The sequence below is a fragment of the Enterobacter sp. 22466 genome, from assembly GCF_052044775.1.
Taxonomy (GTDB): domain Bacteria; phylum Pseudomonadota; class Gammaproteobacteria; order Enterobacterales; family Enterobacteriaceae; genus Enterobacter; species Enterobacter dissolvens.
In genome coordinates this window covers 281,852-306,930 of sequence record NZ_JBQENX010000005.1, presented here as the reverse complement: position 1 = coordinate 306,930, position 25,079 = coordinate 281,852, and the positions used below count along the sequence as shown (strand labels likewise).

Below are 25,079 nucleotides of genomic sequence, written 5' to 3'. Positions count from 1 at the left end.
GCTCGCCTGGACTGGGTGGCTGGCAATGAAAACCTATACCTTTGATTTTGACGAGATCGACAGTCAGGAAGACTTCTATCGTGAATTTATCCGGGTGTTTGATCTTGAACGGGAAAGCGTCACGAATCTGGATACGTTGTGGGATGTGGTAACCGGCAGTCAGTTGCCTTTACCGCTGGAGCTAGAGTTTATCCATCTGCCTGAGAAACTGCGCAGACGCTTTGGTGCACTGATTTTATTGTTTGATGAAGCGGAAGAAGAGCTGGAAGGGCAGTTGCGTTTCAACGCGCGCCAGTGATTAATCAAAAAAGCCCCTAACCAGCGAGGCCAGGGGCAAGTCGTATGATGAGATACGACGAGGGTTTATTTATACAGTTCTGCCGTCGCATGCCAGTGGTCACCCTGATTCAGTTCGGTGACGCGATAGCTGCTGGCGCCTGCTTTTTCAGCTTTTGCGGCCAGTTCCTGACGGATATCCATCGGAGAGCCGGTGACAGATGTCACGGAGATACTACCCATAGACTGCAGATTCTGCGCCTGGTCGGCATTCACCTGCTGAACGGCTGCGCTTGCACCGAAAGAGAGAACCGATGCCAGACCGAGGGTTGCGATGATTAATTTGCTTTTCATAGTCTTTGCTCCTGAAGAGGTTTTTGCTCAACGGCAAGAAGGGTTGAACTGCTATTTTTATGCCTGGTGCCGTTGAGTGGAGATTTTCGTCTTTTGCTATTACTAAAACTTATTTGTACAGCTCAGCGGTCGCGTGCCAGTGGTCACCTGAACGCGCTTCAATGATGCGATAGGATGATGCACCCTGTTCTTCCGCTTTTTTGTTCAGCATTTCACGCATATCCATTGGAGACGTGCCGATCGCGCCGACAGAAACCGTACCGATAGCCTCACGGGATTGCGCCTGGTCGGCATTGATGGAGTCCGCTGCGAAAGCACCGAATGACAGGACAGACAGGACGCTCAGCGCCGCTACAGTAGTTTTGATTTTCATGATTCTTTACCTCGTCGAATTTTTAGAGGGGTCTTTGTTTCGTGACCCTCATCACAAAATCAAGTATACACTAATAACGGTAAAAATTAATACCAGACTAATTGTTTCACAGGAAATTACGCGTTAAACAGCGCCATTTTTATAACCAAACTGCATAATGTTGGTCGATTTTTGTTCGCATTGATGAGCTATATCTAAGAAAATCATATGGATATTTGATTTTGATTTTTTGTGCGATTTTTTGATTTACCATTCACTGGATGAATGTTAATGGGTGGTAAAAAGCACTATTTGTCAAATCAGGGACAGAAGAAAGCAGGGGAAAACGCAGCGGGGGCAGAATGAACCCCGTAGCGGCGCTACGGGGCTAGAGAGGACTACAGCTCCTGTTCGAACAGAACCAGGATTGCCTCGTGGAGATCTTTCACGGAAAAACCGTTAGCCGGCGTGGTAAAGATGGTGTCGTCACCGGCGATGGTGCCGAGGATACCTTCCGTTTTACCTAAAGAGTCCAGCATGCGGGCAATCAGCTGTGCGGCGCCAGGGCTTGTGTGGATCACCACAACGGCGTCGTTATGGTCGATATCCAGAACCAGGTTCTTCAGTGGGCTGGAGGTTGTCGGCACGCCAAGTTCAGCCGGCAGGCAATAGACCATCTCCATTTTGGCGTTACGGGTACGCACCGCGCCAAACTTGGTTAACATGCGGGAGACTTTCGACTGGTTGATGTTATCGAAGCCTTGTTCCTGCAACGCCTGAACAATTTCTCCCTGAGAACTGAATTTCTCTTCTTTGAGTAGCGCTTTAAACGCCTTTACTAATTCTTCTTGCTTAGACGAGCTTCGCATAAGTCACCCGGAATATGACGATAGAAACAACATTATTATGCATGTGGATGAATTTTTATGCAAATTATCTACCAGGCAGTAGCCTGAAATAATGTTATGAAAGGGAGTGATTTTATCAGATTTCGTTATCAGAAAACATGCCTGGGTCACGCCACGCAAATAAGCTTAAAAGTAAATTAAATGTTATCAAAATGATGTTGTTTTGGTGGCGTGGCAGGGTGTATTGTAACCACCTCTTAATTCGTTGCCGTCTGTTGTCAGAGAGTCTTCTGGTGAGAGATAAAGTCGCGTGACCTCAAATTCTTTAGCTACGAAAATTGTAATTAATTACCTGCTGAATTAAGGTCGCCGCAACGGATTTACAGATACTTAAGTTAACCATAATAAGGAGTTTAGGATGAAAGTCGCAGTCCTCGGCGCTGCTGGTGGTATCGGCCAGGCGCTTGCCCTACTACTGAAAACCCAACTGCCTTCAGGCTCAGAACTCTCCCTGTACGATATTGCTCCGGTAACCCCAGGTGTGGCGGTTGACCTGAGCCACATCCCGACAGCTGTAAAAATCAAAGGCTTTTCCGGTGAAGACGCGCGTCCTGCGCTGCAGGGTGCTGACGTTGTGCTGATCTCCGCTGGTGTGGCGCGTAAGCCAGGCATGGATCGTTCAGACCTGTTCAACGTCAACGCAGGCATCGTGAAAAACCTGGTGCAGCAGATCGCTGAAGTTTGTCCGAAAGCGTGCATCGGTATCATCACCAACCCGGTGAACACCACGGTCGCTATCGCGGCGGAAGTGCTGAAGAAAGCGGGTGTTTACGACAAGAACAAACTGTTCGGCGTGACCACGCTGGATATCATCCGTTCTAACACCTTCGTTGCTGAGCTGAAAGGCAAGCAGCCTACGGAAGTGGAAGTGCCGGTCATCGGCGGTCACTCTGGTGTCACTATTCTGCCTCTGCTGTCGCAGATCCCTGGCGTGAGCTTCACCGAGCAGGAAGTGGCTGACCTGACCAAACGTATTCAGAACGCAGGCACCGAAGTGGTGGAAGCGAAGGCGGGTGGCGGTTCTGCAACACTGTCTATGGGCCAGGCGGCTGCACGTTTCGGTCTGTCACTGGTTCGTGCGCTGCAGGGCGAGAAGGGCGTGGTTGAATGCGCTTATGTAGAAGGCGATGGCGAACACGCGCGCTTCTTCTCTCAGCCGCTGCTGCTGGGTAAAAACGGTATTGAAGAACGTAAGCCAATTGGCACGCTGAGCGCGTTTGAACAACACGCGATGGAAGGCATGCTGGATACGCTGAAAAAAGATATCACCCTGGGCGAAGAGTTCGTTAACAAGTAACACGAACCTTCTTCCGCAGGCCGGGTAAGCGTTAGCGCCACCCGGCAAAAAAAACCGAAGCACTGGCTGGCTTCGGTTTTTTTATGGCTGTCAGTTGGTGGCCGGGTATTCCTGAATGGTGACCTGAATCGTCAGCTTCTTATCGTTACGCATGACTTCAACAGGGATGATAGAGCCAGGGCGGATCTCCGCAACCTGGTCCATTGTCTCCAGCGCCGATACCGCCGGTGTGCCGTTCACCGACAAAATGACATCATTAACCTGAATACCCGCGTTAGCTGCCGGGCCGCCAGGCGCCACCTCGTTGACCACAATCCCCTGAATCTGATCGATACCGCCACCCTGGGTATGCATGGGGGCAATCTCACGACCGCCAATCCCGATATAACCGCGGATGACACGGCCGTCGCGGATCAGCTTATCCATAATCTTGGTAGCCAACTGGAACGGAATGGCAAAGCCAATCCCTTCCGGCGTTTCGCCATCGTTACTTTTATCGAACGAAAGGGTGTTGATGCCCATCAGCTCGCCCAGGGAGTTGACCAGCGCACCGCCGGAGTTTCCGTGGTTGATGGAGGCATCGGTTTGCAGGAAGTTCTGCCGTCCCGATGGATTCAGACCGATTCGACCGGTGGCGCTGATGATACCCTGGGTGATGGTCTGGCCCAGGTTGTAAGGGTTACCGATAGCCAGAACCACGTCGCCAATATGAGGAGTACGTTTACGGTTAATCGGAATAACCGGCAGCCCGCCGGTGGCGTTGATCTTCAGTACCGCCAGATCGGTCAGGCTGTCAGAACCCACCAGCAAGGCCTCAAACACGCGGCCATCCTGAAGCGCAACGATGATCTGGTCCGCATCGTTAATCACATGTTTGTTGGTAATAATGTACCCGCGATCGTCCATAATCACGCCGGAGCCGAGGGTGCGGATCTCCAGCTGGTTATGGGCGGAACTGTTGAGGCCGCGATTATAGACGTTAACCACAGCGGGTGCGGCACGGCGAACAGCCTGATTATAGGTAGCAGGCGTTTCATCCGTGCTGTCAAACTGGGGCGCCGACAGCTTGTTGAACTGGCGTAAAGACGGCATGGCCGCTAACAGCAGGGCTGCAACAATCAAACCGATGGCAATTGAACGAAAGAGCTTTAAAAGCATGATGCGCGTGTCGTTAAAAAAGGAACGATTTGCAGCATAACATGAGTTATCCCGGACATCACACGCAGCGGTGATACCCGGGATCGCAAATGCTTAGCGCAACAGAATATAGATAGACTCGTTGCCGCGCATGATTTGCAGGGCAATGACCGTTGGTTTACTTTCCAGCACTTTGCGCAGCTCAGCAATGGATTGCACGCGCGTGCGATTCACGCCGATGATCACATCATCCTGATGCAATCCTGCCTGTGCGGCAGGGCTGCTTTTCTCGACGGTATCGATGCTGATGCCTTTTGTCCCGTCTTTCAGTTGTCCGTCGCTAAGGGTCGCGCCCTGCAGTGCCGGTGCGATTAGCTCCGCGCTGGCAGAGGAGGATGTGCTCTTATCCAGGGTTACTTCCACGTTCAGCGGCTTGCCGTCACGAATCAGACCCAATTTCACTTTGGCGCCCGGTTCAGTGGTGGCGATTCGTGAACGCAGCTCTGCAAAGCTGCTCAGCGGCTTGTCATTCAGGCTGACGATCACATCGCCCGATTTAATGCCCGCTTTGGCCGAGCCGGAGTTTGGCAGCACTTCACTGACGAACGCACCGCGCTGCACGTTGATATTGAACGCTTTTGCGATATCGGCGCTCATCTCCATCCCTTTAATACCCAACAGCCCGCGTTTGACTTCGCCAAACTGGATAAGCTGTTGTGCCAGCGTTTTGGCCATGTTGCTGGGGATAGCAAAACCAATCCCGATACTGCCGCCGCCCGGGGCCAGAATTGCCGTGTTAATGCCAATCAGCTCACCGTTAAGGTTCAGCAGCGCACCGCCGGAGTTACCGCGGTTAATTGAGGCGTCGGTCTGGATAAAGTTTTCCAGCCCTTCCAGGTTCAGACCGCTGCGGCCCAGCGCAGAGATGATCCCGGAGGTGGCGGTTTGTCCTAAACCAAAGGGGTTACCCACGGCAACGGCAAAGTCGCCGACGCGCAGTTTGTCGGAGTCTGCGATGGCAATCTGCGTCAGGTTGCTCGGGTTCTGCACCTGCAAAAGCGCAATATCGCTCTGATCATCGCCACCAATCAGTTTGGCATCAAATTCCCGGCCATCATTCAACTGCACGCTGATTTTATCGGCCTGACTGATGACGTGGTTGTTGGTCAGAATATAGCCTTTGGCCGCATCAATAATGACGCCAGACCCCAGCCCTTCAAAAGGCTGAGCCTGCTGGTCGGGAGACTCATCGCCAAAATATTTTTTCAGTTCTTCAGGTACGCGCTGGCTTTGTACTGCCGTTCCCTCTACCTGCACGCTAACCACTGCAGGCAACACTTTGTCCAGCATGGGGGCGAGGCTCGGAATAGCCGTCTGGCCCGGCACCTGCGAAGGAAGGGCGGCCAGGGCAGGGAAGGACGCCGAGAGAGATAACCCGACACTTAACGCTAACGCGCTCAACAGCTGGTTCTTTTTCTTCATCGATGCTGACTCTCGTAACCTGGAGTAAAGGAAAAAACGGGCCCAAAAACATGTTGATGTTATTGAATTTTAAACCGCTGAACAATGAGGTGTTTAACTAAATAATAGCTGGGGTCAGGAAGAAAGGACGGGCGCAATCGCTGCGCCCGTAAAATAAATTCAGGTTGTGCGATTAATCGCGTTTTACACCACCGCGCAGCAGGCCGGATGCGCCATCAGAATAGTCGCGAGGCATCTGAACAGGGGCCTGATCGTTACCGGCTTCAGAGTCTGCCAGACGGTTGCGGAACGGGTTGGTTTCCGCGGTCATTTCCGGCAGCAGGCTGCTGGAGCTTTTTGCCATGTGTTGATACAGCTGGCGATAGTCGGTTGCCATGTTGTCCAGCAGCTCGGCGCTACGGGCAAAGTGGCTGACCAGCTCTTCGCGATACTCTTCCAGCTCGGCTTTGTTCTTTTCCAGTTCGTATTGCAGTGACTGCTGCTGACGCAATTTGCGATTACCGAAACGCATGGCCACAGCACCGATCACGATGCCGACGACTAAACCGATTAGCGCATATTCCCAGGTCATGAACTTCTCCCGTTGTCTTGTTGTTCCGTAGGGTGTTGGCTCGGCTCCTGCCTGTGCCTGATATTGCCACTATAACCGCTATTTCTGCAGAAGTGGAATCCTGACGTATCATCGCGTAGTGTAGAACGGCCTTTTTTTCATCAGTCACGCCTGCTGATGAGGTTTAATTGAAGGAATAACAACAAGATTATGCAAAACCTGTCCCCCGCATCGCGATATCAACTGGCCCTGGACGAGGGCTCACATCAGCCGGATGACGTTCAACGTGAAGCGGTTAACCGTCTGGATACGATTTATCAGGAACTCACGGCAAAACCTGCTGAGGCAGGGCAGAGCGGTGGGCTGAAGGCGGCATTGGGTCGGCTGCTTGGCAAAAAAGAGCAGCAGGCTAACCCTCCCGTGCGCGGTTTATATATGTGGGGGGGGGTCGGGCGCGGGAAAACCTGGCTGATGGATCTCTTTTATCAGAGCCTGCCGGGTGAGCGAAAACAGCGTCTGCACTTCCACCGCTTTATGCTGCGGGTGCATGAAGAGCTGACGGCGCTGCAGGGCAAAAGCGATCCGCTGGAGATTGTGGCTGACAGGTTTAAGGCTGAAACGGACGTCCTCTGTTTCGATGAGTTTTTTGTTTCGGATATTACCGATGCCATGCTGTTGGGCGGCCTGATGAAAGCGCTGTTTGCCCGCGGGATCACGCTGATCGCCACCTCGAATATTCCGCCGGATGAGCTGTATCGTAACGGCCTCCAACGGGCGCGTTTCCTGCCTGCCATTGATGCCATCAAACAACATTGTGACATTATGAACGTTGATGCGGGCGTGGATTACCGTTTGCGCACGCTGACCCAGGCGCACCTGTGGCTCTCGCCGCTGAACGCAGAGACTACCCGCCAGATGGATAAACTCTGGCTGGCGCTGGCCGGGGCAAAGCGCGAAAACGCGCCGACGCTGGAGATTAACCATCGTCCGTTGCCAACGCTTGGCGTGGAAAATCAAACGCTGGCGGTCTCTTTCTCTACGCTCTGCGTCGATGCCCGCAGCCAGCACGACTACATCGCCCTTTCGCGCCTGTTCCACACGGTGATGCTGCTGGATGTCCCCGTCATGACACGGTTGATGGAGAGCGAAGCGCGGCGCTTCATTGCGCTGGTGGACGAGTTTTACGAGCGCCACGTCAAGCTGGTGGTGAGCGCTGAGGTACCTTTATATGAGGTGTATCAGGGGGAACGTCTGAAGTTCGAGTTCCAGCGCTGCCTGTCGCGCCTGCAGGAGATGCAGAGCGAGGAGTATCTGAAGCTGGAGCATATGCCTTAAATGCTACCCTCTCCCCGTGGGAAAGGGGCTGGGGGTGAGGGCACCGGACCGCAAAAACTCGCCCCCCGAAAAACCCATTCCAAATCACATTTAAGGGTCGATCTTTGACCTCAACTTCTCTATAATCTTGCGACCCCACGTTACGAGAAGGTTTTTTTCCCGAAACTTTCTATGTGTCGGCATGAGCTATTCGAAGGGGTAGGTTTGCCGGACTTTGTCGTGTGAACCTCAACTGACTAAACGTTTGGGTGTTCACCAACGTGTAACTTATTATTTGGGTAAGCTTTTAATGAAAACTTTTACAGCTAAACCAGAAACCGTACAACGCGACTGGTATGTTGTTGACGCGACCGGTAAAACTCTGGGCCGTCTGGCTACTGAACTGGCTCGTCGCCTGCGCGGTAAGCACAAAGCGGAATACACTCCGCACGTTGATACTGGTGACTACATCATCGTTCTGAACGCAGAAAAAGTTGCTGTAACCGGCAACAAGCGCGAAGACAAAATGTACTACCACCACACTGGCCACATCGGTGGTATCAAAGAAGCGACCTTTGAAGAGATGATTGCTCGCCGTCCTGAGCGTGTGATTGAAATCGCGGTTAAAGGCATGCTGCCAAAAGGCCCGCTGGGTCGTGCTATGTTCCGTAAACTGAAAGTTTACGCAGGTAACGAGCACAACCACGCGGCACAGCAACCGCAAGTTCTTGACATCTAATCGGGATTATAGGCAATGGCTGAAAATCAATACTACGGCACTGGTCGCCGCAAAAGTTCCGCAGCTCGCGTTTTCATCAAACCGGGCAACGGTAAAATCGTTATCAACCAGCGTTCTCTGGAACAGTACTTCGGTCGCGAAACTGCCCGCATGGTAGTTCGCCAGCCGCTGGAACTGGTTGATATGGTAGAAAAACTGGATCTGTACATCACCGTTAAAGGTGGTGGTATCTCCGGTCAGGCAGGTGCGATCCGTCACGGTATCACCCGCGCTCTGATGGAGTACGATGAATCCCTGCGTTCTGAACTGCGTAAAGCTGGCTTCGTTACTCGTGACGCTCGTCAGGTTGAACGTAAGAAAGTGGGTCTGCGTAAAGCACGTCGTCGTCCACAGTTCTCCAAACGTTAATCATTTTCTGCTCACGCAGAACGATTGGCGAAAAACCCGCTTCGGCGGGTTTTTTTATGGATAATGCTCAGGTTATCCACAATATCAATGCATATATCTCCTCTTTTTCCACATTTCCAGAATCCCCTCACCACAAAGCCATCAAAATCTGGTAAACTATCATCCAATTTTCTGCCCAAATATCGGTGAATACTCGATTTTTGTTCGATTCTTGAACAATGTGTCTTCTCGGGGATGGGCGCTACATCATCTGGCTGGCCCCACCGGGCCGGTAGCAGTAAAAATTCTGAATATACCTGGAGGTTTTCATGGCTGTCGCTGCCAACAAACGTTCGGTAATGACGCTGTTTTCTGGTCCTACTGACATTTATAGCCATCAGGTTCGTATCGTGCTGGCCGAGAAGGGTGTCAGTTTTGAGATCGAGCATGTGGAAAAGGATAACCCACCTCAGGATCTGATCGATCTCAACCCGAGCCAAAGTGTACCAACGCTGGTGGATCGCGAGCTGACCCTGTGGGAATCCCGTATCATTATGGAATACCTGGATGAGCGTTTCCCGCATCCACCGCTGATGCCTGTTTACCCTGTTGCGCGTGGTGAAAGCCGCCTGTACATGCAGCGTATCGAGAAAGACTGGTACACGCTGATGAACGTGATCGTAAACGGCTCTGCCGCTGAAGCGGACGCTGCGCGTAAACAGCTGCGTGAAGAGCTGCTGGCGATTGCCCCGGTGTTCGGCCAGAAACCGTTCTTCCTGAGCGATGAATTCAGCCTGGTGGATTGCTATCTGGCACCCCTGCTGTGGCGTCTGCCAACACTTGGCGTTGAGTTCAGTGGCCCAGGTGCAAAAGAGCTGAAAGGTTATATGACCCGCGTCTTTGAACGCGACTCCTTCCTGGCATCCTTAACTGAACCGGAACGTGAAATGCGTCTCGGCCGAGGCTAATGACTGTGGAAATGTCACAACTTTCACCACGCCGTCCGTATCTGCTGCGCGCCTTCTATGAATGGCTGCTGGACAACCAGCTCACGCCGCACCTGGTTGTGGATGTGACGCTGCCGGGCGTGCAGGTTCCTATGGAATATGCACGCGACGGACAAATCGTATTGAACATTGCGCCACGTGCGGTGGGCAATCTGGAGTTGGCCAACGACGAAGTCCGCTTTAATGCGCGTTTTGGCGGTGTGCCGCGTCAGGTTTCTGTGCCATTGGCTGCTGTGCTGGCAATCTACGCGCGTGAAAACGGTGCGGGGACGATGTTTGAGCCGGAAGCGGCTTACGACGAAGACGTTGCCAGCCTGAATGACGACGATGCAACCGAAGAACGCGAAAGCGATACGGTGATGTCTGTTATTGACGGCGACAAACCCGATCATCAGGATGATAACGATCCGGATGACGATCCGCCACCACGCGGCGGGCGTCCGGCGCTACGTGTCGTGAAATAATTCAACAGGCCCAACGGGCCTGTTTTGCTTTGTGTCCTTTTTCGCCCCCTCTTGTTCCTGTGTTATGATGAATTGTTCTTCTTCAATGGCACCGGATTGCAATGAAACCGACTGATCTTAAAGCTGAAAACTCTGATGAACCTCTTGGGCGCAGCCTGCGTCGTCGACCGCTGACGCGCAAAAAACTGTCCGATATGGTGGAAGAAGAGCTGGAGCAGATGATCCGCCGAAAAGAATTTGCACAGGGAGAGCAATTGCCCTCTGAGCGTGAGCTGATGGAGTTCTTTAATGTGGGCCGGCCCTCGGTGCGGGAAGCGCTGGCGGCACTAAAGCGTAAAGGACTGGTACAGATTAACAATGGTGAACGTGCTCGCGTCTCCATACCTTCTGCTGATACCATCATCAGTGAATTGTCGGGCATGGCGAAAGACTTCCTGACTCAGCCAGGCGGCATTGCCCACTTTGAGCAGCTCCGTTTGTTCTTTGAATCCAGCCTCGTTCGTTATGCCGCCGAATACGCGACTGACGATCAGATTACGCAGCTGACGAAAGCCCTGGAGATCAATAGCCAGTCTCTGGATGACAATACGCTGTTTATTCGATCCGATGTCGATTTTCACCGCGTACTGGCGGAGATCCCCGGCAATCCGATCTTCAATGCGATCCACGTTGCGCTGCTCGACTGGTTAATAGCGGCACGCCCTAAAGTGCCGGATGTAGAGCTTTATCAGCATAATGAAGCCAGCTATCGCCAGCATATCGCGATAGTTGATGCGATCCGCCGCCGCGATCCCGATGAAGCCGATCGGGCGTTGCAAACCCACCTTAACAGCGTTTCAGCCACCTGGCACGCTTTCGGACAGCACGCCAAAGCCAACAAATAACGATCCTTTAGTGAAGTCGATCGCAATATAAACGATCTGGTCACCACTGCTGCTTAATTGATCTGGTATAACAGGTATAAAGGTATATCGTTATTATTGACTCACCCAATCTGGAGGTATCTATGACAACGCAATTACGAGGCGTAATGGCTGCACTTTTGACCCCTTTTACCCAACACCAGGCTCTGGATAAAGAGAGTCTGCGCCGTTTGGTCCAGTTCAATATTGGGCAGGGGATCGACGGGCTTTATGTTGGTGGCTCAACGGGAGAGGCGTTTGTGCAAACCCTTTCAGAGCGTGAACAGGTAATGGAAATTGTGGCGGAGGAGGCGAAGGGGAAAATCACGCTCATCGCGCATGTGGGTTGTATCAGTACGGCTGAAAGCCAGCAACTCGCCATCGCCGCCGCTCGCCTGGGCTTTGACGCAGTGTCCGCCGTCACGCCGTTTTACTATCCCTTCAGCTTTGAAGAGCATTGCGATCACTACCGCGCCATTATTGAGTCAGCAGAGGGGTTGCCGATGGTGGTCTATAACATTCCAGCATTAAGCGGCGTGAAGTTAAGTCTGGATCAGATCAACACCCTGGTGACGCTGCCGGGTGTCGGTGCCCTGAAACAAACCTCAGGCGATCTTTTCCAGATGGAGCAGATCCGTCGCGCGCATCCTGATCTGGTGCTCTATAACGGCTATGACGAGATCTTCGCATATGGCCTGCTGGCGGGGGCCGATGGGGGAATTGGCAGCACCTACAACATCATGGGCTGGCGCTATCAGGCGATCGCAAAAGCGGTTCGCGACGGGGATAACGCCACCGCTCAGCGCCTGCAAAGCGAGTGTAACAAGGCTATCGATCTGCTTATCAAGTCAGGTGTATTCCGTGGACTAAAAACGGTATTGCACTACATGGACGTGGTTTCCGTGCCGCTGTGCCGCAAGCCGTTTGCCCCCGTGGATGAACAATATGTGCCGGAGCTGAAAGCGCTGGCGGAGCAGTTAATGGCGGAAAAACGCTAACGCATCGCCGGATGACGCGTTGCTTGTCCGGCTAAAAATCCTGTTCGGGAGAGTGTTATGAGTATGTCTACCCAAAGCATCCCGTGGTATCGCCATCTTACGCGCCCTCAATGGCGTGCCTTCTCCGCCGCCTGGCTGGGGTATCTGCTTGATGGCTTCGATTTTGTACTGATTGCCTTAGTCCTGACAGAAGTAAAAAGTGAATTTGGCCTGACGACCGTTGAAGCGGCGAGCCTTATTTCAGCGGCATTTATCTCGCGCTGGTTCGGCGGCTTGTTGCTGGGCGCGATGGGCGACCGCTATGGTCGAAAGCTGGCGATGATCACCAGCATTGTGCTTTTTTCCTGCGGTACGCTGGCCTGCGGTTTTGCACCGGGCTACGTCACCATGTTTATCGCCCGCATGGTGATTGGGATGGGAATGGCAGGGGAGTACGGCTCCAGCGCAACCTATGTTATTGAAAGCTGGCCAAAACATCTGCGCAATAAGGCCAGCGGTTTTCTCATCTCTGGATTCTCTGTTGGTGCGGTGGTTGCGGCGCAGGTGTACAGCCTTGTGGTACCCGTCTGGGGCTGGCGGGCATTATTCTTTATCGGCATCTTGCCTATTGTCTTTGCCCTGTGGCTGCGTAAAAACATCCCGGAAGCCGGGGACTGGAAAGCGAAGCATGAAGGAAAAACACCGGTGCACACGATGGTCGATATTCTTTATCGTGGCAAATACCGTGTGATCAACATTGCGATGACGTTGTTTGCCGGAGTGGCACTGTGGCTCTGTTTTGCGGGAGAGCTTAATAACGTCGGGATGGTGGTCATACTGGGGCTGCTGTGCGCTGTCGTTTTTATCAGCTTTATGGTGCAAAGTAGCGGCAAACGCTGGCCTACCGGCGTCACGCTGATGGTAGTGGTGCTGTTTGCCTTTCTCTACTCGTGGCCGATTCAGGCATTGCTGCCAACCTATCTGAAAACGGAGCTGGCCTACGATCCGGCTACGGTGGCTCGCGTGCTGTTCTTCAGCGGGTTTGGTGCGGCGGTAGGCTGCTGTGTAGGCGGCTTTCTTGGCGACTGGCTGGGAACGCGTAAAGCCTACGTCTGTAGCCTGCTGGCCTCGCAGCTGCTCATCATTCCGGTGTTTGCGATTGGCGGCGCTAATATCTGGGTGCTCGGGTTATTGCTCTTTTTCCAGCAGATGTTAGGTCAGGGTATTTCCGGGATTTTGCCTAAGCTGATTGGCGGCTATTACGATACCGATCAGCGGGCAGCTGGGCTTGGATTTACCTATAACGTCGGCGCTCTGGGCGGGGCGATTGCGCCGGTAGTAGGTGCACTCCTTTCACAACGAATGGAACTAGGAACCGCGCTGGGATCGCTCTCCTTTGGCCTGACGTTTGTGGTTATTCTGTTGATCGGCCTGGATATGCCGTCTCGCGTACAGCGTTGGATCAGGCCGGAAGCACTGCGCACTCATGACGCCATCGACGGTAAACCACTGAGCGGCGCTTTTCCTGCGGGGACAGTAAAAAGCGAGCAGGTGGTAAAATGACGATGCTGGCAATGGATACTGGCGCAACAATGCTCGCCGCGGCTCTGTTAGTACCAGGAGACACATTATGATTTTGGGAGAACTGCGGTCAATGGCGTCTTCCGGGTTGCCTTCTGTCCTGGCAAACGCCCTCTCGCTGGCGGTTGCTGCCCGACCTCAGGAGAAGGCGCCGGGCCACTACGAACTGCCGGGCAACGATATCTTTATGAATGTTATGCAGTTTGACACGCAGACGCCGGAACAGAAAAAGGCAGAACTGCACGCGCAATATATCGATATCCAGCTGTTGCTAGCCGGAGAAGAGCGCATTCTGTTTGGTGTTACCGGCTCTGCGCGTGAGTGCGAGGAAATGCATAACGCCGAAGATTATCAGCTTTGCAGGCGCATTGAAGGGGAGCAATTCGTCATTCTGAGACCGGGTATGTTCGTGGTGTTTATGCCGGGGGAACCGCATAAACCGGGGTGTATTACCGAATCGGCGAGAGAAATAAAAAAGGTCGTGGTGAAAGTGCGTGCCAGCCTGTTAACCGCATAAAAAAAGCCGGATGGTTATCCATCCGGCTCGTTTTTACACTTCCAGATAGTTCAGTATACCGTCTGCCGCCTTACGCCCTTCGGCAATCGCTGTGACCACCAGGTCAGAGCCACGAACGATATCACCACCGGCAAAGATTTTCGGGTTGCTGGTCTGGAACGCATTGTCACTGCCTTCTGGCGCGATAATGCGACCCTGTGAATCCAGCTCAACGCTGTGCTTCGCCAGCCACTCCATGCTGTGAGGGCGGAAACCGAACGCCATCACTACGGCATCGGCCGGGATCACATGCTCAGAGCCAGCCACGATCTCCGCACGACGACGGCCTTTGGCATCCGGCGCACCCATCTCGGTACGCGCCATCTTCACGCCGCTCACCTTGCCGTTGGCATTCACTTCAATACCCAGAGGCTGGATGTTGAACTGGAACTCCACACCCTCTTCACGCGCGTTTTTTACTTCGCGTTTGGAGCCTGGCATGTTTTCTTCGTCACGACGGTAAGCACAGATCACGTGCGCCGCGTTCTGGCGAATGGAGGTACGCACGCAGTCCATCGCGGTATCACCGCCGCCCAGCACCACCACGCGTTTGCCTTCCATACTGACGAAAGGCTCATCAGCCGTTTCGCCATAACCCATGATCTGCTTGGTGTTGGCGATCAGGAACGGCAGCGCGTCGTACACGCCCGGCGCGTCTTCGTTCTCCAGCCCGCCACGCATGGACTGATAGGTGCCCACGCCGAGGAACACGGCGTCGTAATCTTTCAGCAGATCGTCGAGCTGCACGTCGCGGCCCACTTCCACATTCAGTTTGAACTCAATGCCCATGCCGGTGAAGATTTCACGGCGGCGGGTCATCACCTCTTTCTCCAGCTTAAAGGCCGGGATACCGAAGGTCAGCAGGCCGCCGATCTCCGGATGACGGTCAAAGACCACCGCCTTCACGCCGTTACGGGTCAGGACATCTGCACAGGCCAGGCCCGCCGGGCCTGCACCGATAATCGCCACGCGCTTGTCGGTTTGCTTCACCCCGGTCATATCCGGACGCCAGCCCATCTCAAACGCTTTATCGTTGATGTAGCGCTCAATGTTACCGATGGTCACTGCGCCAAACTCATCATTCAGCGTACAGGAGCCTTCACACAGACGGTCCTGCGGGCACACGCGGCCGCACACTTCCGGCAGGGTGTTGGTCTGGTGAGAGAGCTCAGCGGCTTCGAAAATACGTCCTTCGTTGGCCAGCTTCAGCCAGTTCGGGATGTAGTTATGGACCGGACATTTCCACTCACAGTAAGGGTTACCGCAGGACAGGCAGCGGTCTGCCTGTGCTTTGGCCTGGCCTTCTGAAAACGGCTCATAGATTTCTACAAATTCAATTTTACGGATCTTCAGCGGTTTCTTTGGCGGATCAACACGCTGCAGGTCGATAAACTGGTATACGTTCTGGCTCATCTGAATTCCTTACTGCGCCTGCACACGCAGCTCTGCTGCGCTACGACTACGGTGACCCAACAGGGCTTTAACATCGCTGGACTTCGGTTTAACCAGCGCGAATTTCGCAGAGAACGCCGGCCAGTTCGCCAGGATCTCTTCGCCGCGCGAAGAACCGGTATGCTGCACGTGTTCGGTAATCAAACCGCGCAGGTGTTCTTCGTGGATCGCCAGCGTATCAACGTCCAGCACTTCCACCAGTTCCGGGTTCACGCGTTTGCGGAACTCGCCGTCTTCATCCAGGACGTAAGCAAAACCACCTGTCATGCCTGCGCCAAAGTTCACGCCGGTTTTACCCAGCACGCACACAATCCCGCCCGTCATGTATTCACAGCCGTTATCGCCAATGCCTTCCACCACGGTGATGGCACCGGAGTTACGCACCGCAAAACGCTCACCCGCACGGCCCGCGGCAAACAGACGACCGCCGGTTGCTCCATACAGACAGGTGTTACCGATGATGCTCGCTTCGTGACTGCGGAACGCTGAGCCCACCGGAGGACGCACGGCCAGCAGACCCCCCGCCATGCCTTTACCGACGTAGTCGTTGGCATCGCCAGTAAGGATAAGCTCAACGCCGCCGGCGTTCCACACGCCGAAGCTTTGACCCGCCGTACCGCTGAAGTGCGCGGTGATCGGATCCGCTGCCAGCCCCTGGTCGCCATGCGTTTGCGCGATGTAACCAGAGAGCGACGCGCCCACAGAGCGGTCGGTGTTGCGGATATCAAACCAGAACGTTTTGCTCTGCTTCTCATCTACATACGGCTTTGCCTGCTGCAGCAGCTGCGCGTTCAGCACGCCATTGTCGAACGGCGGGTTGTTCTCGGTGCAGTAGACCGCTTTACCCGGATGCGGCTCGGCCGTTTCCAGCAGCTTGCCGAGATCCAGTTTCTGCTGTTTGGCAGTGAAACCGTCCAGCTCTTTCAGCAGGTCGGTACGGCCAATCAGATCCACCAGACGCTTCACGCCCAGTTGCGCCATCAGCTCGCGGGTTTCGCGGGCGATAAAGTCAAAGTAGTTCGTCACTTTGAACGGCAGGCCGTGATAGTGGTTCTTACGCAGTTTCTCATCCTGGGTTGCCACACCGGTCGCACAGTTGTTCAGGTGGCAAATACGCAGGTATTTACAGCCCAGCGCAACCATCGGGCCGGTACCAAAGCCAAAGCTTTCCGCACCCAGAATCGCCGCTTTGATGATGTCGAGGCCGGTTTTCAGGCCGCCATCCACCTGCAGACGGATCTTATGACGCAGACCGTTCGCCACCAGCGCCTGTTGGGTTTCCACCAGGCCAAGCTCCCACGGGCAGCCCGCGTATTTCACGGAGGAGAGCGGGCTTGCGCCGGTACCGCCGTCATAACCGGCGATGGTGATGAGATCCGCATAGGCTTTCGCCACGCCGGTAGCGATGGTGCCGACGCCCGGTTCGGAAACCAGCTTCACGGAGATCATCGCTTTCGGGTTGACCTGTTTCAGGTCGAAAATCAGCTGCGCTAAGTCCTCGATAGAGTAGATATCGTGGTGCGGCGGCGGGGAGATCAGCGTCACGCCCGGTACGGAATAGCGCAGTTTGGCGATGTACGGGGTGACTTTATCACCCGGCAGCTGACCGCCTTCGCCCGGTTTCGCACCCTGAGCGACTTTAATCTGAATGACGTCGGCGTTGACCAGGTACGCTGGCGTTACGCCAAAGCGACCAGATGCCACCTGCTTGATACGGGACACTTTATTGGTGCCGTAGCGGGCAGGATCTTCACCGCCTTCACCGGAGTTAGAGTTACCGCCGATGCTGTTCATCGCTTCGGCCAGCGCCTCGTGGGCTTCCGGGCTCAATGCACCGATGGACATCGCGGCGGTGTCGAAGCGTTTGAACAGCTCAGACGCCGGCTCCACCTCGTTAATGCTGACTGCTTCATCACCCGGATTCAGCGCCAGCAGGTCGCGCAGCGTGGCCGCCGGACGCTCGTTAACCAGTTTTGCATACTGCTGATAATCGCTGTACTCGCCGCTCTGAACGGCCTGCTGCAGCGTGCGCACCACGTCCGGGTTGTAGGCGTGATATTCGCCACCGTGAACGTATTTCAGCAGACCGCCTTGCTCCAGCGGCTTACGTGCCAGCCAGGCGCGTTTCGACAGGTTCACCAGATCCTGCTGGAAGTCGGCAAAACCGGCTCCGCCGATACGGCTGACCACGCCCTGGAAGCAGAGATTTGCGACCTCATTATGCAGACCAACCGCTTCAAACAGCTTCGAGCAGCGGTAGGAGGCAATGGTCGAGATGCCCATTTTGGACATGATCTTATACAGGCCTTTGTTGATGCCGTTACGGTAGTTCAGCATCACTGCACGGTAGTCTTTGTCGATCGCGCGGGTATCGACCAGACGTGCCAGCGTTTCGTAGGCCAGGTATGGATAAATCGCCGTCGCACCAAAACCTAACAGCACGGCAAAGTGGTGTGGGTCGCGTGCGCTTGCGGTTTCAACAATGATGTTGGCGTCGCAGCGCAGGCTCTTATCGACCAGACGCGTCTGGATAGCACCCACCGCCATCGGCGCAGGCACCGGCAGGCGGTTCTTCGCGATATTACGGTCAGACAGCACCAGCAGAACGGTACCGTTACGTACCATCTGTTCAGCTTTGTCACACAGCGCGTTCACCGTCTCTTCGAGGCTCGCTTCAGTCACGTCGAAGGTGATATCGAGCGTGTCGGCGCGGTAGTGATCCTCTTTCAGCGTGGTGAGCTGTTTGAAATCGGAGTAGAGCAGGATCGGCGATTTAAAGGTCAGGCGGTGGGCCTGGCCTTCAGCTTCGCAGAAAACGTTCATCTCGCGACCAATACTGGTAGCCAATGACATGACGTGTGCTTCACGCAGCGGATCGATTGGCGGGTTGGTCACCTGCGCGAACTGCTGACGGAAGTAGTCGTAAATAATGCGCGGCTGGCTGGAGAGTACGGCAAACGGGGTATCGTCACCCATGGAGCCGACCGCTTCCTGGCCGTTTTCACCCAGTACGCGGATGACGGAGTCCAGCTCTTCCGCGCTGTAGTTAAATTGTTTCTGGAAACTCGCCAGCGTATCGTCGTCCAGTTCGCGGCTGCCCACTTCTTCATCCGGCAGATCTTCGAACGGCACCAGACGGCGCACGTTTTTCTCCATCCACTCTTTGTACGGATGGCGGCTCTTCAGGTCGTGGTCGGTTTCAGCGGAGTGCAGAATACGTCCACCGCGGGTATCGATAACCATCAGCTCGCCCGGGCCAACGCGGCCTTTCTCAACCACTTCGTCAGGCTGGTAATCCCAGATACCGACTTCAGAGGCACAGGTGATGAGCTTATCTTTGGTGATGACATAGCGCGCCGGACGCAGGCCGTTACGGTCCAGGTTACAGGCGGCAAAACGACCGTCGGACATGACGATGCCCGCCGGACCATCCCACGGCTCCATGTGCATGGAGTTAAAATCGAAGAAGGCGCGCAGCTCCGGATCCATATCCGGGTTGTTCTGCCAGGCTGGTGGCACCAGCAGACGCATGGCACGAACAATATCCATGCCGCCTGCCAGCAGCAGTTCCAGCATGTTATCCATCGAGCTGGAGTCAGAGCCGGTTTCGTTAACGAACGGCGCGGCATCGTGCAGATCCGGGATCAGTGGGGTCTGGAACTTATAGGTACGGGCGCGTGCCCACTGGCGGTTACCGGTGATGGTGTTGATCTCACCGTTGTGCGCCAGATAGCGGAACGGCTGTGCCAGCGGCCAGCGTGGCACGGTGTTGGTGGAGAAGCGCTGGTGGAACAGGCAAATGGCCGATTCCAGACGCAGATCCGCCAGGTCCAGGTAGAAGCGCGGCAGGTCAGCCGGCATACACAGACCTTTATAAATGTTCACCAGATTCGAGAGGCTACAGACGTAGAACTCTTTATCGTCCTGGAGACGTTTTTCAATGCGGCGGCGAGCGATAAACAGACGGCGTTCCATATCGCGTGGACGCCAGCCCGCAGGCGCATTAACGAAAATCTGTTCAATACGAGGCAGCGAGGAGAGGGCGATTTCACCGAGCACCCCTTCGTTGGTTGGCACATCGCGCCAGCCGACAATAGACAGGGTTTCACGCTGAAGTTCTTCTTCAACGATGCGGCGTGAGGCAGCAGCTTTTTCAGGATCCTGATTCAGGAACAGCATACCGACAGCGTAGTTTTTGGCTAAACGCCAGCCGCGCTCTTCCGCTACGATACGGAAGAAACGATCCGGTTTTTGCAGCAGCAGGCCGCAACCGTCGCCGGTTTTACCATCGGCAAGGATGGCACCACGGTGCTGCATACGGGCCAGTGCGTGAATAGCAGTACGCACTACCTTGTGGCTAGGTTCGCCTTCTATGTGGGCGATCAGGCCGAAACCACAGTTATCCTTCTCAAGGGATTTATCGTACAACATATCAGTGAACCTCCCCAGGCTCGTCGGGCTTCCCACTGAACCGTGGCGCACAGGCACAGAAAGAGCATGGCGACGGGGTTTGCGTTTCATACGCGGACCTCGCATTCGCCCTCTTTTTCATCCTTTCGCGCAGGTAAACAAGTTTGAGGACTTGCTTCAGAGGGAAATCTCAATTACTGCATAAATATGATGAGCAGGCCGCTCATCCAGAAAGCTTCCAGCGGATTTCCAACTTATCGGGAATTGGTACACAGGTCAAATGGCAATCTTATTTATACAAAAATGTGCTAAAGAGAAGTTATCTTATTGTATATAAAGGGTATTTAACTATTTTTACAACCACCTGGCGCCCCGGGAAGTCGCCGAGGAGTGTGATCTGACTCACTATATGAAAGCGGTATTATCGATGCAGCGTGCTGAATAGCGGTTTTTTAGCAGAATAATACGCTGTCATGGAGTTTAAACCCGCATAAAGACACTGTTTTTCAATGCTGGCGTGATAAATGAAAAAAACAATCAGAACATAAGGAAAAGTAATCACGTCTGGCGTGAATGAAATTGCAGTAATCTTGAGTATTTATTCATGAGGGTAATGGCCATCCAGGGCGATTGATCCAGGTCATCGCCGACGGTGGCTAAAAATGGCAGGCTTGTCCCCTTTCTTCGGGACGGTCTATCAGATTATGCAGTTACAGAAATTAGTCAATATGTTTGGTGGGGATCTTTTGCAGCGCTACGGGCAAAAGGTTCACAAGCTGACGCTGCATGGCGGTTTTAGCTGCCCGAACCGCGATGGCACTATCGGACGTGGTGGCTGTACGTTCTGCAACGTGGCTTCGTTTGCGGACGAAGCGCTGCAGCATAAATCTATCGCGGAACAGCTCGCGCATCAGGCCCGTCTTGTGAACCGGGCAAAGCAGTATCTGGCCTATTTTCAGGCCTACACCAGCACATGGGCGGAAGTGCAGGTGCTGCGTTCCCTGTATCAGCAGGCGGTCAGCCAGGCCAATATTGTGGGGTTGTGCGTAGGCACGCGACCGGACTGCGTGCCGGACGCGGTGCTGGATCTACTCAGCGAGTACCAGGATCAAGGGTACGAGATCTGGCTGGAACTGGGTTTGCAAACGGCTCATGACAAAACGTTGCATCGCATTAACCGTGGGCATGATTTTGCCTGCTATCAGCGCACCACTCGCCTGGCGCGCGAGCGCGGGTTGAAGGTCTGCTCGCATCTGATTGCCGGTCTGCCGGGCGAAGGGCTGCAGCATGGCCTGGAGACGCTGGAAAAAGTCGTTGAAACGGGCGTAGACGGGATCAAGCTGCACCCGCTGCATATCGTCCAGGGCAGCATTATGGCCAAAGCGTGGCAAGCCGGACGGTTAAACGGCATTCCACTTGATGAGTATACGGAAACGGCAGGGGAGATGATCCGCCATACGCCGCCCGAGATTGTCTACCACCGCATCTCCGCCAGCGCCCGCCGTCCAACGCTTCTGGCACCGCTGTGGTGTGAGAACCGTTGGACGGGGATGGTGGAAATTGACCGCTATCTGCATGAGCACGGTGTGCAGGGATCGGCGCTGGGAAGACCGTGGGTTGCCCCGCTACCGACGGCGACCGCCTAACAAACTCCCCAGCATGCCGCGCACAATCTGATTCGTGACCTGCCGCGCGGCGCTTTTCGCCATCGTCTGTACAACGCCATCGCGCTTGCCGCCGCGCGGCCCGGTGCTGCCAAACAAAATGTCTTTCAGCCCACCCAGAATGCCGTCATCCACCGCGACTGACTGGCCTTTGGCAGGAGGCGCATCCTGCGATTCGGTGGTGGCCTGTACGCCTTTTTGTAGCATCTCGAAGGCAGATTCACGATCCACTTCGTCTTCGTATTTCCCGTAAACCGGGGAGTGGTTAATCAGGGCATTGCGCTCATCGTCTGTCACCGGTCCCATCCGCGAGCAAGGGGCAATCACCATGGCACGTTCCACAATGGACGGGCTGCCCTTGGCATCAAGGAACGAAATCAGTGCTTCACCGGTGCCCAGCGCCTGGATCGCCGCTTCGGTATTAAAGTCCGGATTCGCGCGCATGGTTTGTGCGGCAGCTTTGACGGCTTTCTGATCTTTTGGCGTAAAGGCGCGCAGGGCGTGCTGGACGCGGTTACCGAGTTGTCCCAGTACGTTATCGGGGATATCCGACGGGTTTTGCGAGACAAACCAGACGCCGACGCCTTTGGAGCGGATCAGGCGGATAACCTGCTCGATCTTGTCCAGCAGCACCTGCGGTGCGTCGTTAAACAGCAGGTGCGCTTCATCAAAGAAGAACACCAGCTTCGGCTTCTCAAGGTCGCCCGCCTCTGGCAGCTGTTCGTAAAGTTCAGAGAGCATCCACAGCAGGCTGGCGGCGTAGAGTTTCGGCATCTGGTAGAGCTTCTCTGAACTCAGGATATTGATGATGCCCTTGCCGCTGCTGTCGGTGCGCATCCAGTCTTTGATATCCAGCATCGGCTCGCCGAAGAAATGTTCTGCCCCCTGTTGCTCCAGCGTCAGTAACCCGCGCTGAATAGCCCCTACTGAGGCACTGCTGATGTTGCCGTACTGGTTCTGGAAAGATTTGGCGTTATCGCCGATGTACTGGGTAATGGCGCGCAGATCTTTGAAATCAAGCAGCAGCAGCCCCTGGTCATCGGCAATACGGAAGATGATGTTCAACACCCCGGACTGGACATCGTTGAGGTTCAGGAGACGGGCCAGCAGCAGCGGGCCAAGATCGGAGACGGTGGCTCGTACCGGATGACCTTTCTCACCAAAAATATCCCAGACAACAACCGGGTTGTTGTGGGGCGTCCAGTCATTGACGCCGATATTTTTCAGGCGCTCAATCAGTTTCTCGGACGGAGTCCCCTCCTGAGCCACACCGGTTAAATCGCCTTTTACATCGGCCATAAAGACCGGCACGCCAATCTCAGAGAGCGATTCGGCCAGCTTCTGCAGGGTCACGGTTTTCCCTGTCCCGGTGGCACCGGTGATCAGGCCGTGACGGTTCGCCATCGCAGGCAGTAAAAACAGCTCTTTCTCCAGCGTCCTGGCAATCAACAATGGTGTACTCATGATACTCATCCTCTCTTAGTCCTCGGTGGAGTATAGGCAACCTGACGGCAAAATGGCGGTAAAAATTCCTTACTTTGCGGCGTATTACCCAGCGCGGACTATGCTTTTGCATACGGTTCACAACATGTTGGGAATGTATGTCCAGATTCTTTTTTAATAATCGCAAACAACTGGTCAACGATGCTATTGAAGGCATTCTGATTTCTGCTCCGCACGGCAATCTCGTCAAGCTCGATGTTGATCCCGCCATTCGCATTGTGGCGCGCAGCGACTGGGACAAGAGCCGCGTGGCGGTGATCTCCGGTGGCGGCTCAGGGCATGAACCGGCACATGCCGGGTTTGTTGGTAAAGGGATGCTCACGGCGGCGGTCTGTGGCGACCTGTTCGCCTCGCCGAGCGTGGATGCGGTGCTGAATGCCATTGTGGCGGTAACGGGCGACCGTGGCTGCCTGCTGATCGTCAAAAACTACACCGGTGACCGCCTGAACTTTGGCCTGGCGGCAGAAAAGGCTAAACGCTACGGCCTGAAGGTGGAGATGGTGATTGTGGCAGACGATATTGCGCTGCCGGACAACAAACAGCCGCGCGGCATTGCCGGTACGGCGCTGGTTCATAAGATTGCGGGTTATGCCGCAGAGCATGGAAAATCGCTAAGTGAAGTGCGTGATATTGCGCAACAGGCCTGCGATAACCTCTGGAGCCTGGGCGTTGCGATGCAAACGTGTAACCTGCCGGGAAGCGACGAGGAAGAAGGGCGCATTAAGCAAGGCCATGTCGAGCTGGGTCTGGGCATTCATGGTGAGCCGGGGGCTTCCGTCGTGGATACGCAGAACAGCAAAGCGATTATCGACACGCTGGTGACGCCGCTTAAGACTCAGGCCGGTGACGGGCGCTTCGCAGTGTTAATCAATAACCTGGGTGGGGTATCAGCGCTTGAGATGGCTCTGCTCACCAAAGAGCTGGCGCACTCGGCCCTGAAAGAGAACATTGCGTACCTGATTGGCCCGGCACCACTGGTGAGCGCCCTGGATATGAAGGGCTTTTCGCTGACGCTGCTGAAGCTGAACGATCTGTTCGAGAAAGCCCTTCATGAAGAGGTGGAGACGTTGGGCTGGCAGAAGCCGGTGGCGTTTGCACCGTTGCGGACCCAGGAGCATAGCGCGATCCACGACCGCGTGGAGTTTACCCCGTCCGCGAATCCGCAGGTGGGCGAGTATGTCTCTGTGGCGACAAACACCCTGATTCGACTGGAAAACCGTCTTAACGCGCTGGATGCGAAAGTGGGGGACGGCGATACCGGATCCACCTTTGCGCAAGGGGCGCGGGAGATTGCGCAGCGTCTGGAGGAGAACAACCTGCCCCTTAACGATGTGTCGACATTACTCCTGCTGGTGGGGGAGCGGCTGGCAACGGTGATGGGCGGATCGAGCGGCGTATTAATGTCGATCTTCTTCACGGCGGCCGGGCAAAAGCTGCATGACGGACAATCGCTTGCGGATGCCTTGCTGAGCGGGCTGGCACAAATGAAGCAGTATGGCGGGGCCGATCTTGGCGATCGCACACTGATCGACGCGCTGCAACCGGCGCTGGAGGCATTGCAGAAAGGGGATCTTAAGGCAGCAGCGCAGGCGGCACAGCAGGGCGCAGAGGCAACAGCCAGAATGGGCAAAGCAGGTGCGGGGCGCTCGTCGTATGTGAATAAAGAGAATCTGGATGGGGTAATGGATCCGGGGGCGGTCGCGGTGGCAGAGGTGTTTAAGGCCATGGTAGAAGCAAAACGGTAACAACCGTTACCGTTTTTAGTGT

General features: G+C 54.7%; 22 protein-coding genes. 13 read left to right on the top strand and 9 right to left on the bottom strand.

Annotation, left to right across the window (positions count from 1 at the left end; translation table 11 throughout):
• Nucleotides 1–25: 25 nt before the first annotated feature.
• Nucleotides 26–298, top strand: coding sequence for a barstar family protein (locus ACTJJI_RS15695; protein ID WP_440654737.1), 273 nt, complete (start codon nt 26–28; stop codon nt 296–298).
• A gap of 65 nt (nt 299–363) precedes the next feature.
• On the opposite strand, the gene yhcN (ACTJJI_RS15690) is transcribed toward ACTJJI_RS15695, so the two are convergent.
• The 3 genes from yhcN (ACTJJI_RS15690) to argR all read right to left on the bottom strand — a co-directional run bounded on the left by yhcN (ACTJJI_RS15690) (nt 364) and on the right by argR (nt 1,851).
• Nucleotides 364–630: a peroxide/acid stress response protein YhcN gene (yhcN, locus tag ACTJJI_RS15690; protein WP_014833482.1), complete on the bottom strand. Its 267-nt coding sequence runs from the start codon at nt 628–630 to the stop codon at nt 364–366.
• 109 nt (nt 631–739) lie between these two features.
• On the bottom strand, nt 740–1,003 hold the full coding sequence (gene yhcN, locus ACTJJI_RS15685; protein WP_014833481.1) for a peroxide/acid stress response protein YhcN: 264 nt from the start codon (nt 1,001–1,003) through the stop codon (nt 740–742).
• A 377-nt stretch (nt 1,004–1,380) separates the two neighbouring features.
• A complete protein-coding gene (gene argR / locus ACTJJI_RS15680) occupies nt 1,381–1,851 on the bottom strand; it encodes a transcriptional regulator ArgR (protein ID WP_013098972.1) in 471 nt (156 codons plus the stop codon).
• A 397-nt stretch (nt 1,852–2,248) separates the two neighbouring features.
• On the opposite strand from argR, the gene mdh reads away from it, so the two are divergent.
• A complete protein-coding gene (mdh, locus tag ACTJJI_RS15675) occupies nt 2,249–3,187 on the top strand; it encodes a malate dehydrogenase (RefSeq protein ID WP_046889016.1) in 939 nt (312 codons plus the stop codon).
• Between the two features lie 90 nt (nt 3,188–3,277).
• Here the strand turns inward: mdh and degS are convergent, their stop codons facing one another.
• From degS to zapG, 3 genes are all read right to left on the bottom strand, one after another.
• Nucleotides 3,278–4,345: an outer membrane-stress sensor serine endopeptidase DegS gene (degS, locus tag ACTJJI_RS15670; protein ID WP_046889017.1), complete on the bottom strand. Its 1,068-nt coding sequence runs from the start codon at nt 4,343–4,345 to the stop codon at nt 3,278–3,280.
• 93 nt (nt 4,346–4,438) lie between these two features.
• Nucleotides 4,439–5,806: a serine endoprotease DegQ gene (gene degQ / locus ACTJJI_RS15665; protein WP_014833478.1), complete on the bottom strand. Its 1,368-nt coding sequence runs from the start codon at nt 5,804–5,806 to the stop codon at nt 4,439–4,441.
• Nucleotides 5,807–5,978: 172 nt separating this feature from the next.
• Nucleotides 5,979–6,377, bottom strand: coding sequence for a Z-ring associated protein ZapG (zapG, locus tag ACTJJI_RS15660; RefSeq protein WP_008502832.1), 399 nt, complete (start codon nt 6,375–6,377; stop codon nt 5,979–5,981).
• 189 nt (nt 6,378–6,566) lie between these two features.
• Between zapG and zapE the strand changes: the two genes are divergently transcribed.
• The 9 genes from zapE (at nt 6,567) to nanQ (ending at nt 14,244) form a co-directional block, all read left to right on the top strand.
• A complete protein-coding gene (gene zapE, locus ACTJJI_RS15655) occupies nt 6,567–7,691 on the top strand; it encodes a cell division protein ZapE (RefSeq protein WP_047361184.1) in 1,125 nt (374 codons plus the stop codon).
• A gap of 289 nt (nt 7,692–7,980) precedes the next feature.
• Nucleotides 7,981–8,409 (top strand): 50S ribosomal protein L13, encoded by a 429-nt coding sequence (gene rplM / locus ACTJJI_RS15650; protein WP_013098967.1) that lies wholly within the window; start codon nt 7,981–7,983, stop codon nt 8,407–8,409.
• 15 nt (nt 8,410–8,424) lie between these two features.
• Entirely contained in the window at nt 8,425–8,817 is a 393-nt protein-coding gene (rpsI, locus tag ACTJJI_RS15645) for a 30S ribosomal protein S9 (RefSeq protein ID WP_000829818.1), read from the top strand.
• A gap of 308 nt (nt 8,818–9,125) precedes the next feature.
• Nucleotides 9,126–9,764 carry a stringent starvation protein SspA gene (gene sspA, locus ACTJJI_RS15640; protein ID WP_014833476.1) on the top strand — a complete coding sequence of 213 codons (639 nt, stop codon included), beginning with the start codon at nt 9,126–9,128 and terminating at the stop codon, nt 9,762–9,764.
• Between the two features lie 5 nt (nt 9,765–9,769).
• Nucleotides 9,770–10,267, top strand: a complete 498-nt coding sequence (sspB, locus tag ACTJJI_RS15635) for a ClpXP protease specificity-enhancing factor (protein WP_014833475.1) — start codon at nt 9,770–9,772, stop codon at nt 10,265–10,267.
• 101 nt (nt 10,268–10,368) lie between these two features.
• Nucleotides 10,369–11,151, top strand: coding sequence for a transcriptional regulator NanR (gene nanR, locus ACTJJI_RS15630; RefSeq protein ID WP_192544678.1), 783 nt, complete (start codon nt 10,369–10,371; stop codon nt 11,149–11,151).
• Between the two features lie 122 nt (nt 11,152–11,273).
• Nucleotides 11,274–12,167 (top strand): N-acetylneuraminate lyase, encoded by an 894-nt coding sequence (nanA, locus tag ACTJJI_RS15625; RefSeq protein WP_440654730.1) that lies wholly within the window; start codon nt 11,274–11,276, stop codon nt 12,165–12,167.
• Between the two features lie 57 nt (nt 12,168–12,224).
• On the top strand, nt 12,225–13,709 hold the full coding sequence (locus tag ACTJJI_RS15620; RefSeq protein ID WP_014833472.1) for an MFS transporter: 1,485 nt from the start codon (nt 12,225–12,227) through the stop codon (nt 13,707–13,709).
• Between the two features lie 67 nt (nt 13,710–13,776).
• On the top strand, nt 13,777–14,244 hold the full coding sequence (gene nanQ, locus ACTJJI_RS15615) for an N-acetylneuraminate anomerase (protein ID WP_014833471.1): 468 nt from the start codon (nt 13,777–13,779) through the stop codon (nt 14,242–14,244).
• A 33-nt stretch (nt 14,245–14,277) separates the two neighbouring features.
• On the opposite strand, the gene gltD is transcribed toward nanQ, so the two are convergent.
• Complete coding sequence (gltD, locus tag ACTJJI_RS15610) at nt 14,278–15,696, bottom strand: glutamate synthase subunit GltD (RefSeq protein ID WP_014833470.1); 1,419 nt, start codon at nt 15,694–15,696, stop codon at nt 14,278–14,280.
• A gap of 9 nt (nt 15,697–15,705) precedes the next feature.
• Nucleotides 15,706–20,166, bottom strand: coding sequence for a glutamate synthase large subunit (gene gltB / locus ACTJJI_RS15605; protein WP_046887323.1), 4,461 nt, complete (start codon nt 20,164–20,166; stop codon nt 15,706–15,708).
• A 683-nt stretch (nt 20,167–20,849) separates the two neighbouring features.
• Between gltB and ACTJJI_RS15600 the strand changes: the two genes are divergently transcribed.
• Nucleotides 20,850–21,791 carry a TIGR01212 family radical SAM protein gene (locus ACTJJI_RS15600; protein ID WP_192544699.1) on the top strand — a complete coding sequence of 314 codons (942 nt, stop codon included), beginning with the start codon at nt 20,850–20,852 and terminating at the stop codon, nt 21,789–21,791.
• On the opposite strand, the gene ACTJJI_RS15595 is transcribed toward ACTJJI_RS15600, so the two are convergent.
• Nucleotides 21,771–23,273 carry a helicase HerA-like C-terminal domain-containing protein gene (locus tag ACTJJI_RS15595; RefSeq protein WP_014833467.1) on the bottom strand — a complete coding sequence of 501 codons (1,503 nt, stop codon included), beginning with the start codon at nt 23,271–23,273 and terminating at the stop codon, nt 21,771–21,773. The genes ACTJJI_RS15600 and ACTJJI_RS15595 overlap by 21 nt on opposite strands.
• 137 nt (nt 23,274–23,410) lie before the next feature.
• On the opposite strand from ACTJJI_RS15595, the gene ACTJJI_RS15590 reads away from it, so the two are divergent.
• Nucleotides 23,411–25,057: a dihydroxyacetone kinase subunit DhaK gene (locus ACTJJI_RS15590; protein ID WP_014833466.1), complete on the top strand. Its 1,647-nt coding sequence runs from the start codon at nt 23,411–23,413 to the stop codon at nt 25,055–25,057.
• The last annotated feature ends 22 nt before the right edge of the window (nt 25,058–25,079 follow it).

What these genes read in the sequence shown, in the direction of transcription:
- gltB (WP_046887323.1), bottom strand. Translation starts at nt 20,166, where the DNA reads ATGTTGTACGATAAATCCCTTGAGAAGGATAACTGTGGTTTCGGCCTG.
- nanA (WP_440654730.1), top strand. Translation starts at nt 11,274, where the DNA reads ATGACAACGCAATTACGAGGCGTAATGGCTGCACTTTTGACCCCTTTT.
- ACTJJI_RS15695 (WP_440654737.1), top strand. Translation starts at nt 26, where the DNA reads ATGAAAACCTATACCTTTGATTTTGACGAGATCGACAGTCAGGAAGAC.
- gltD (WP_014833470.1), bottom strand. Translation starts at nt 15,696, where the DNA reads ATGAGCCAGAACGTATACCAGTTTATCGACCTGCAGCGTGTTGATCCG.
- yhcN (WP_014833481.1), bottom strand. Translation starts at nt 1,003, where the DNA reads ATGAAAATCAAAACTACTGTAGCGGCGCTGAGCGTCCTGTCTGTCCTG.
- degQ (WP_014833478.1), bottom strand. Translation starts at nt 5,806, where the DNA reads ATGAAGAAAAAGAACCAGCTGTTGAGCGCGTTAGCGTTAAGTGTCGGG.
- zapG (WP_008502832.1), bottom strand. Translation starts at nt 6,377, where the DNA reads ATGACCTGGGAATATGCGCTAATCGGTTTAGTCGTCGGCATCGTGATC.
- zapE (WP_047361184.1), top strand. Translation starts at nt 6,567, where the DNA reads ATGCAAAACCTGTCCCCCGCATCGCGATATCAACTGGCCCTGGACGAG.
- mdh (WP_046889016.1), top strand. Translation starts at nt 2,249, where the DNA reads ATGAAAGTCGCAGTCCTCGGCGCTGCTGGTGGTATCGGCCAGGCGCTT.
- sspA (WP_014833476.1), top strand. Translation starts at nt 9,126, where the DNA reads ATGGCTGTCGCTGCCAACAAACGTTCGGTAATGACGCTGTTTTCTGGT.
- ACTJJI_RS15595 (WP_014833467.1), bottom strand. Translation starts at nt 23,273, where the DNA reads ATGAGTACACCATTGTTGATTGCCAGGACGCTGGAGAAAGAGCTGTTT.
- rpsI (WP_000829818.1), top strand. Translation starts at nt 8,425, where the DNA reads ATGGCTGAAAATCAATACTACGGCACTGGTCGCCGCAAAAGTTCCGCA.
- degS (WP_046889017.1), bottom strand. Translation starts at nt 4,345, where the DNA reads ATGCTTTTAAAGCTCTTTCGTTCAATTGCCATCGGTTTGATTGTTGCA.
- nanQ (WP_014833471.1), top strand. Translation starts at nt 13,777, where the DNA reads ATGATTTTGGGAGAACTGCGGTCAATGGCGTCTTCCGGGTTGCCTTCT.
- yhcN (WP_014833482.1), bottom strand. Translation starts at nt 630, where the DNA reads ATGAAAAGCAAATTAATCATCGCAACCCTCGGTCTGGCATCGGTTCTC.
- nanR (WP_192544678.1), top strand. Translation starts at nt 10,369, where the DNA reads ATGAAACCGACTGATCTTAAAGCTGAAAACTCTGATGAACCTCTTGGG.
- ACTJJI_RS15620 (WP_014833472.1), top strand. Translation starts at nt 12,225, where the DNA reads ATGAGTATGTCTACCCAAAGCATCCCGTGGTATCGCCATCTTACGCGC.
- argR (WP_013098972.1), bottom strand. Translation starts at nt 1,851, where the DNA reads ATGCGAAGCTCGTCTAAGCAAGAAGAATTAGTAAAGGCGTTTAAAGCG.
- rplM (WP_013098967.1), top strand. Translation starts at nt 7,981, where the DNA reads ATGAAAACTTTTACAGCTAAACCAGAAACCGTACAACGCGACTGGTAT.
- ACTJJI_RS15600 (WP_192544699.1), top strand. Translation starts at nt 20,850, where the DNA reads ATGCAGTTACAGAAATTAGTCAATATGTTTGGTGGGGATCTTTTGCAG.
- ACTJJI_RS15590 (WP_014833466.1), top strand. Translation starts at nt 23,411, where the DNA reads ATGTCCAGATTCTTTTTTAATAATCGCAAACAACTGGTCAACGATGCT.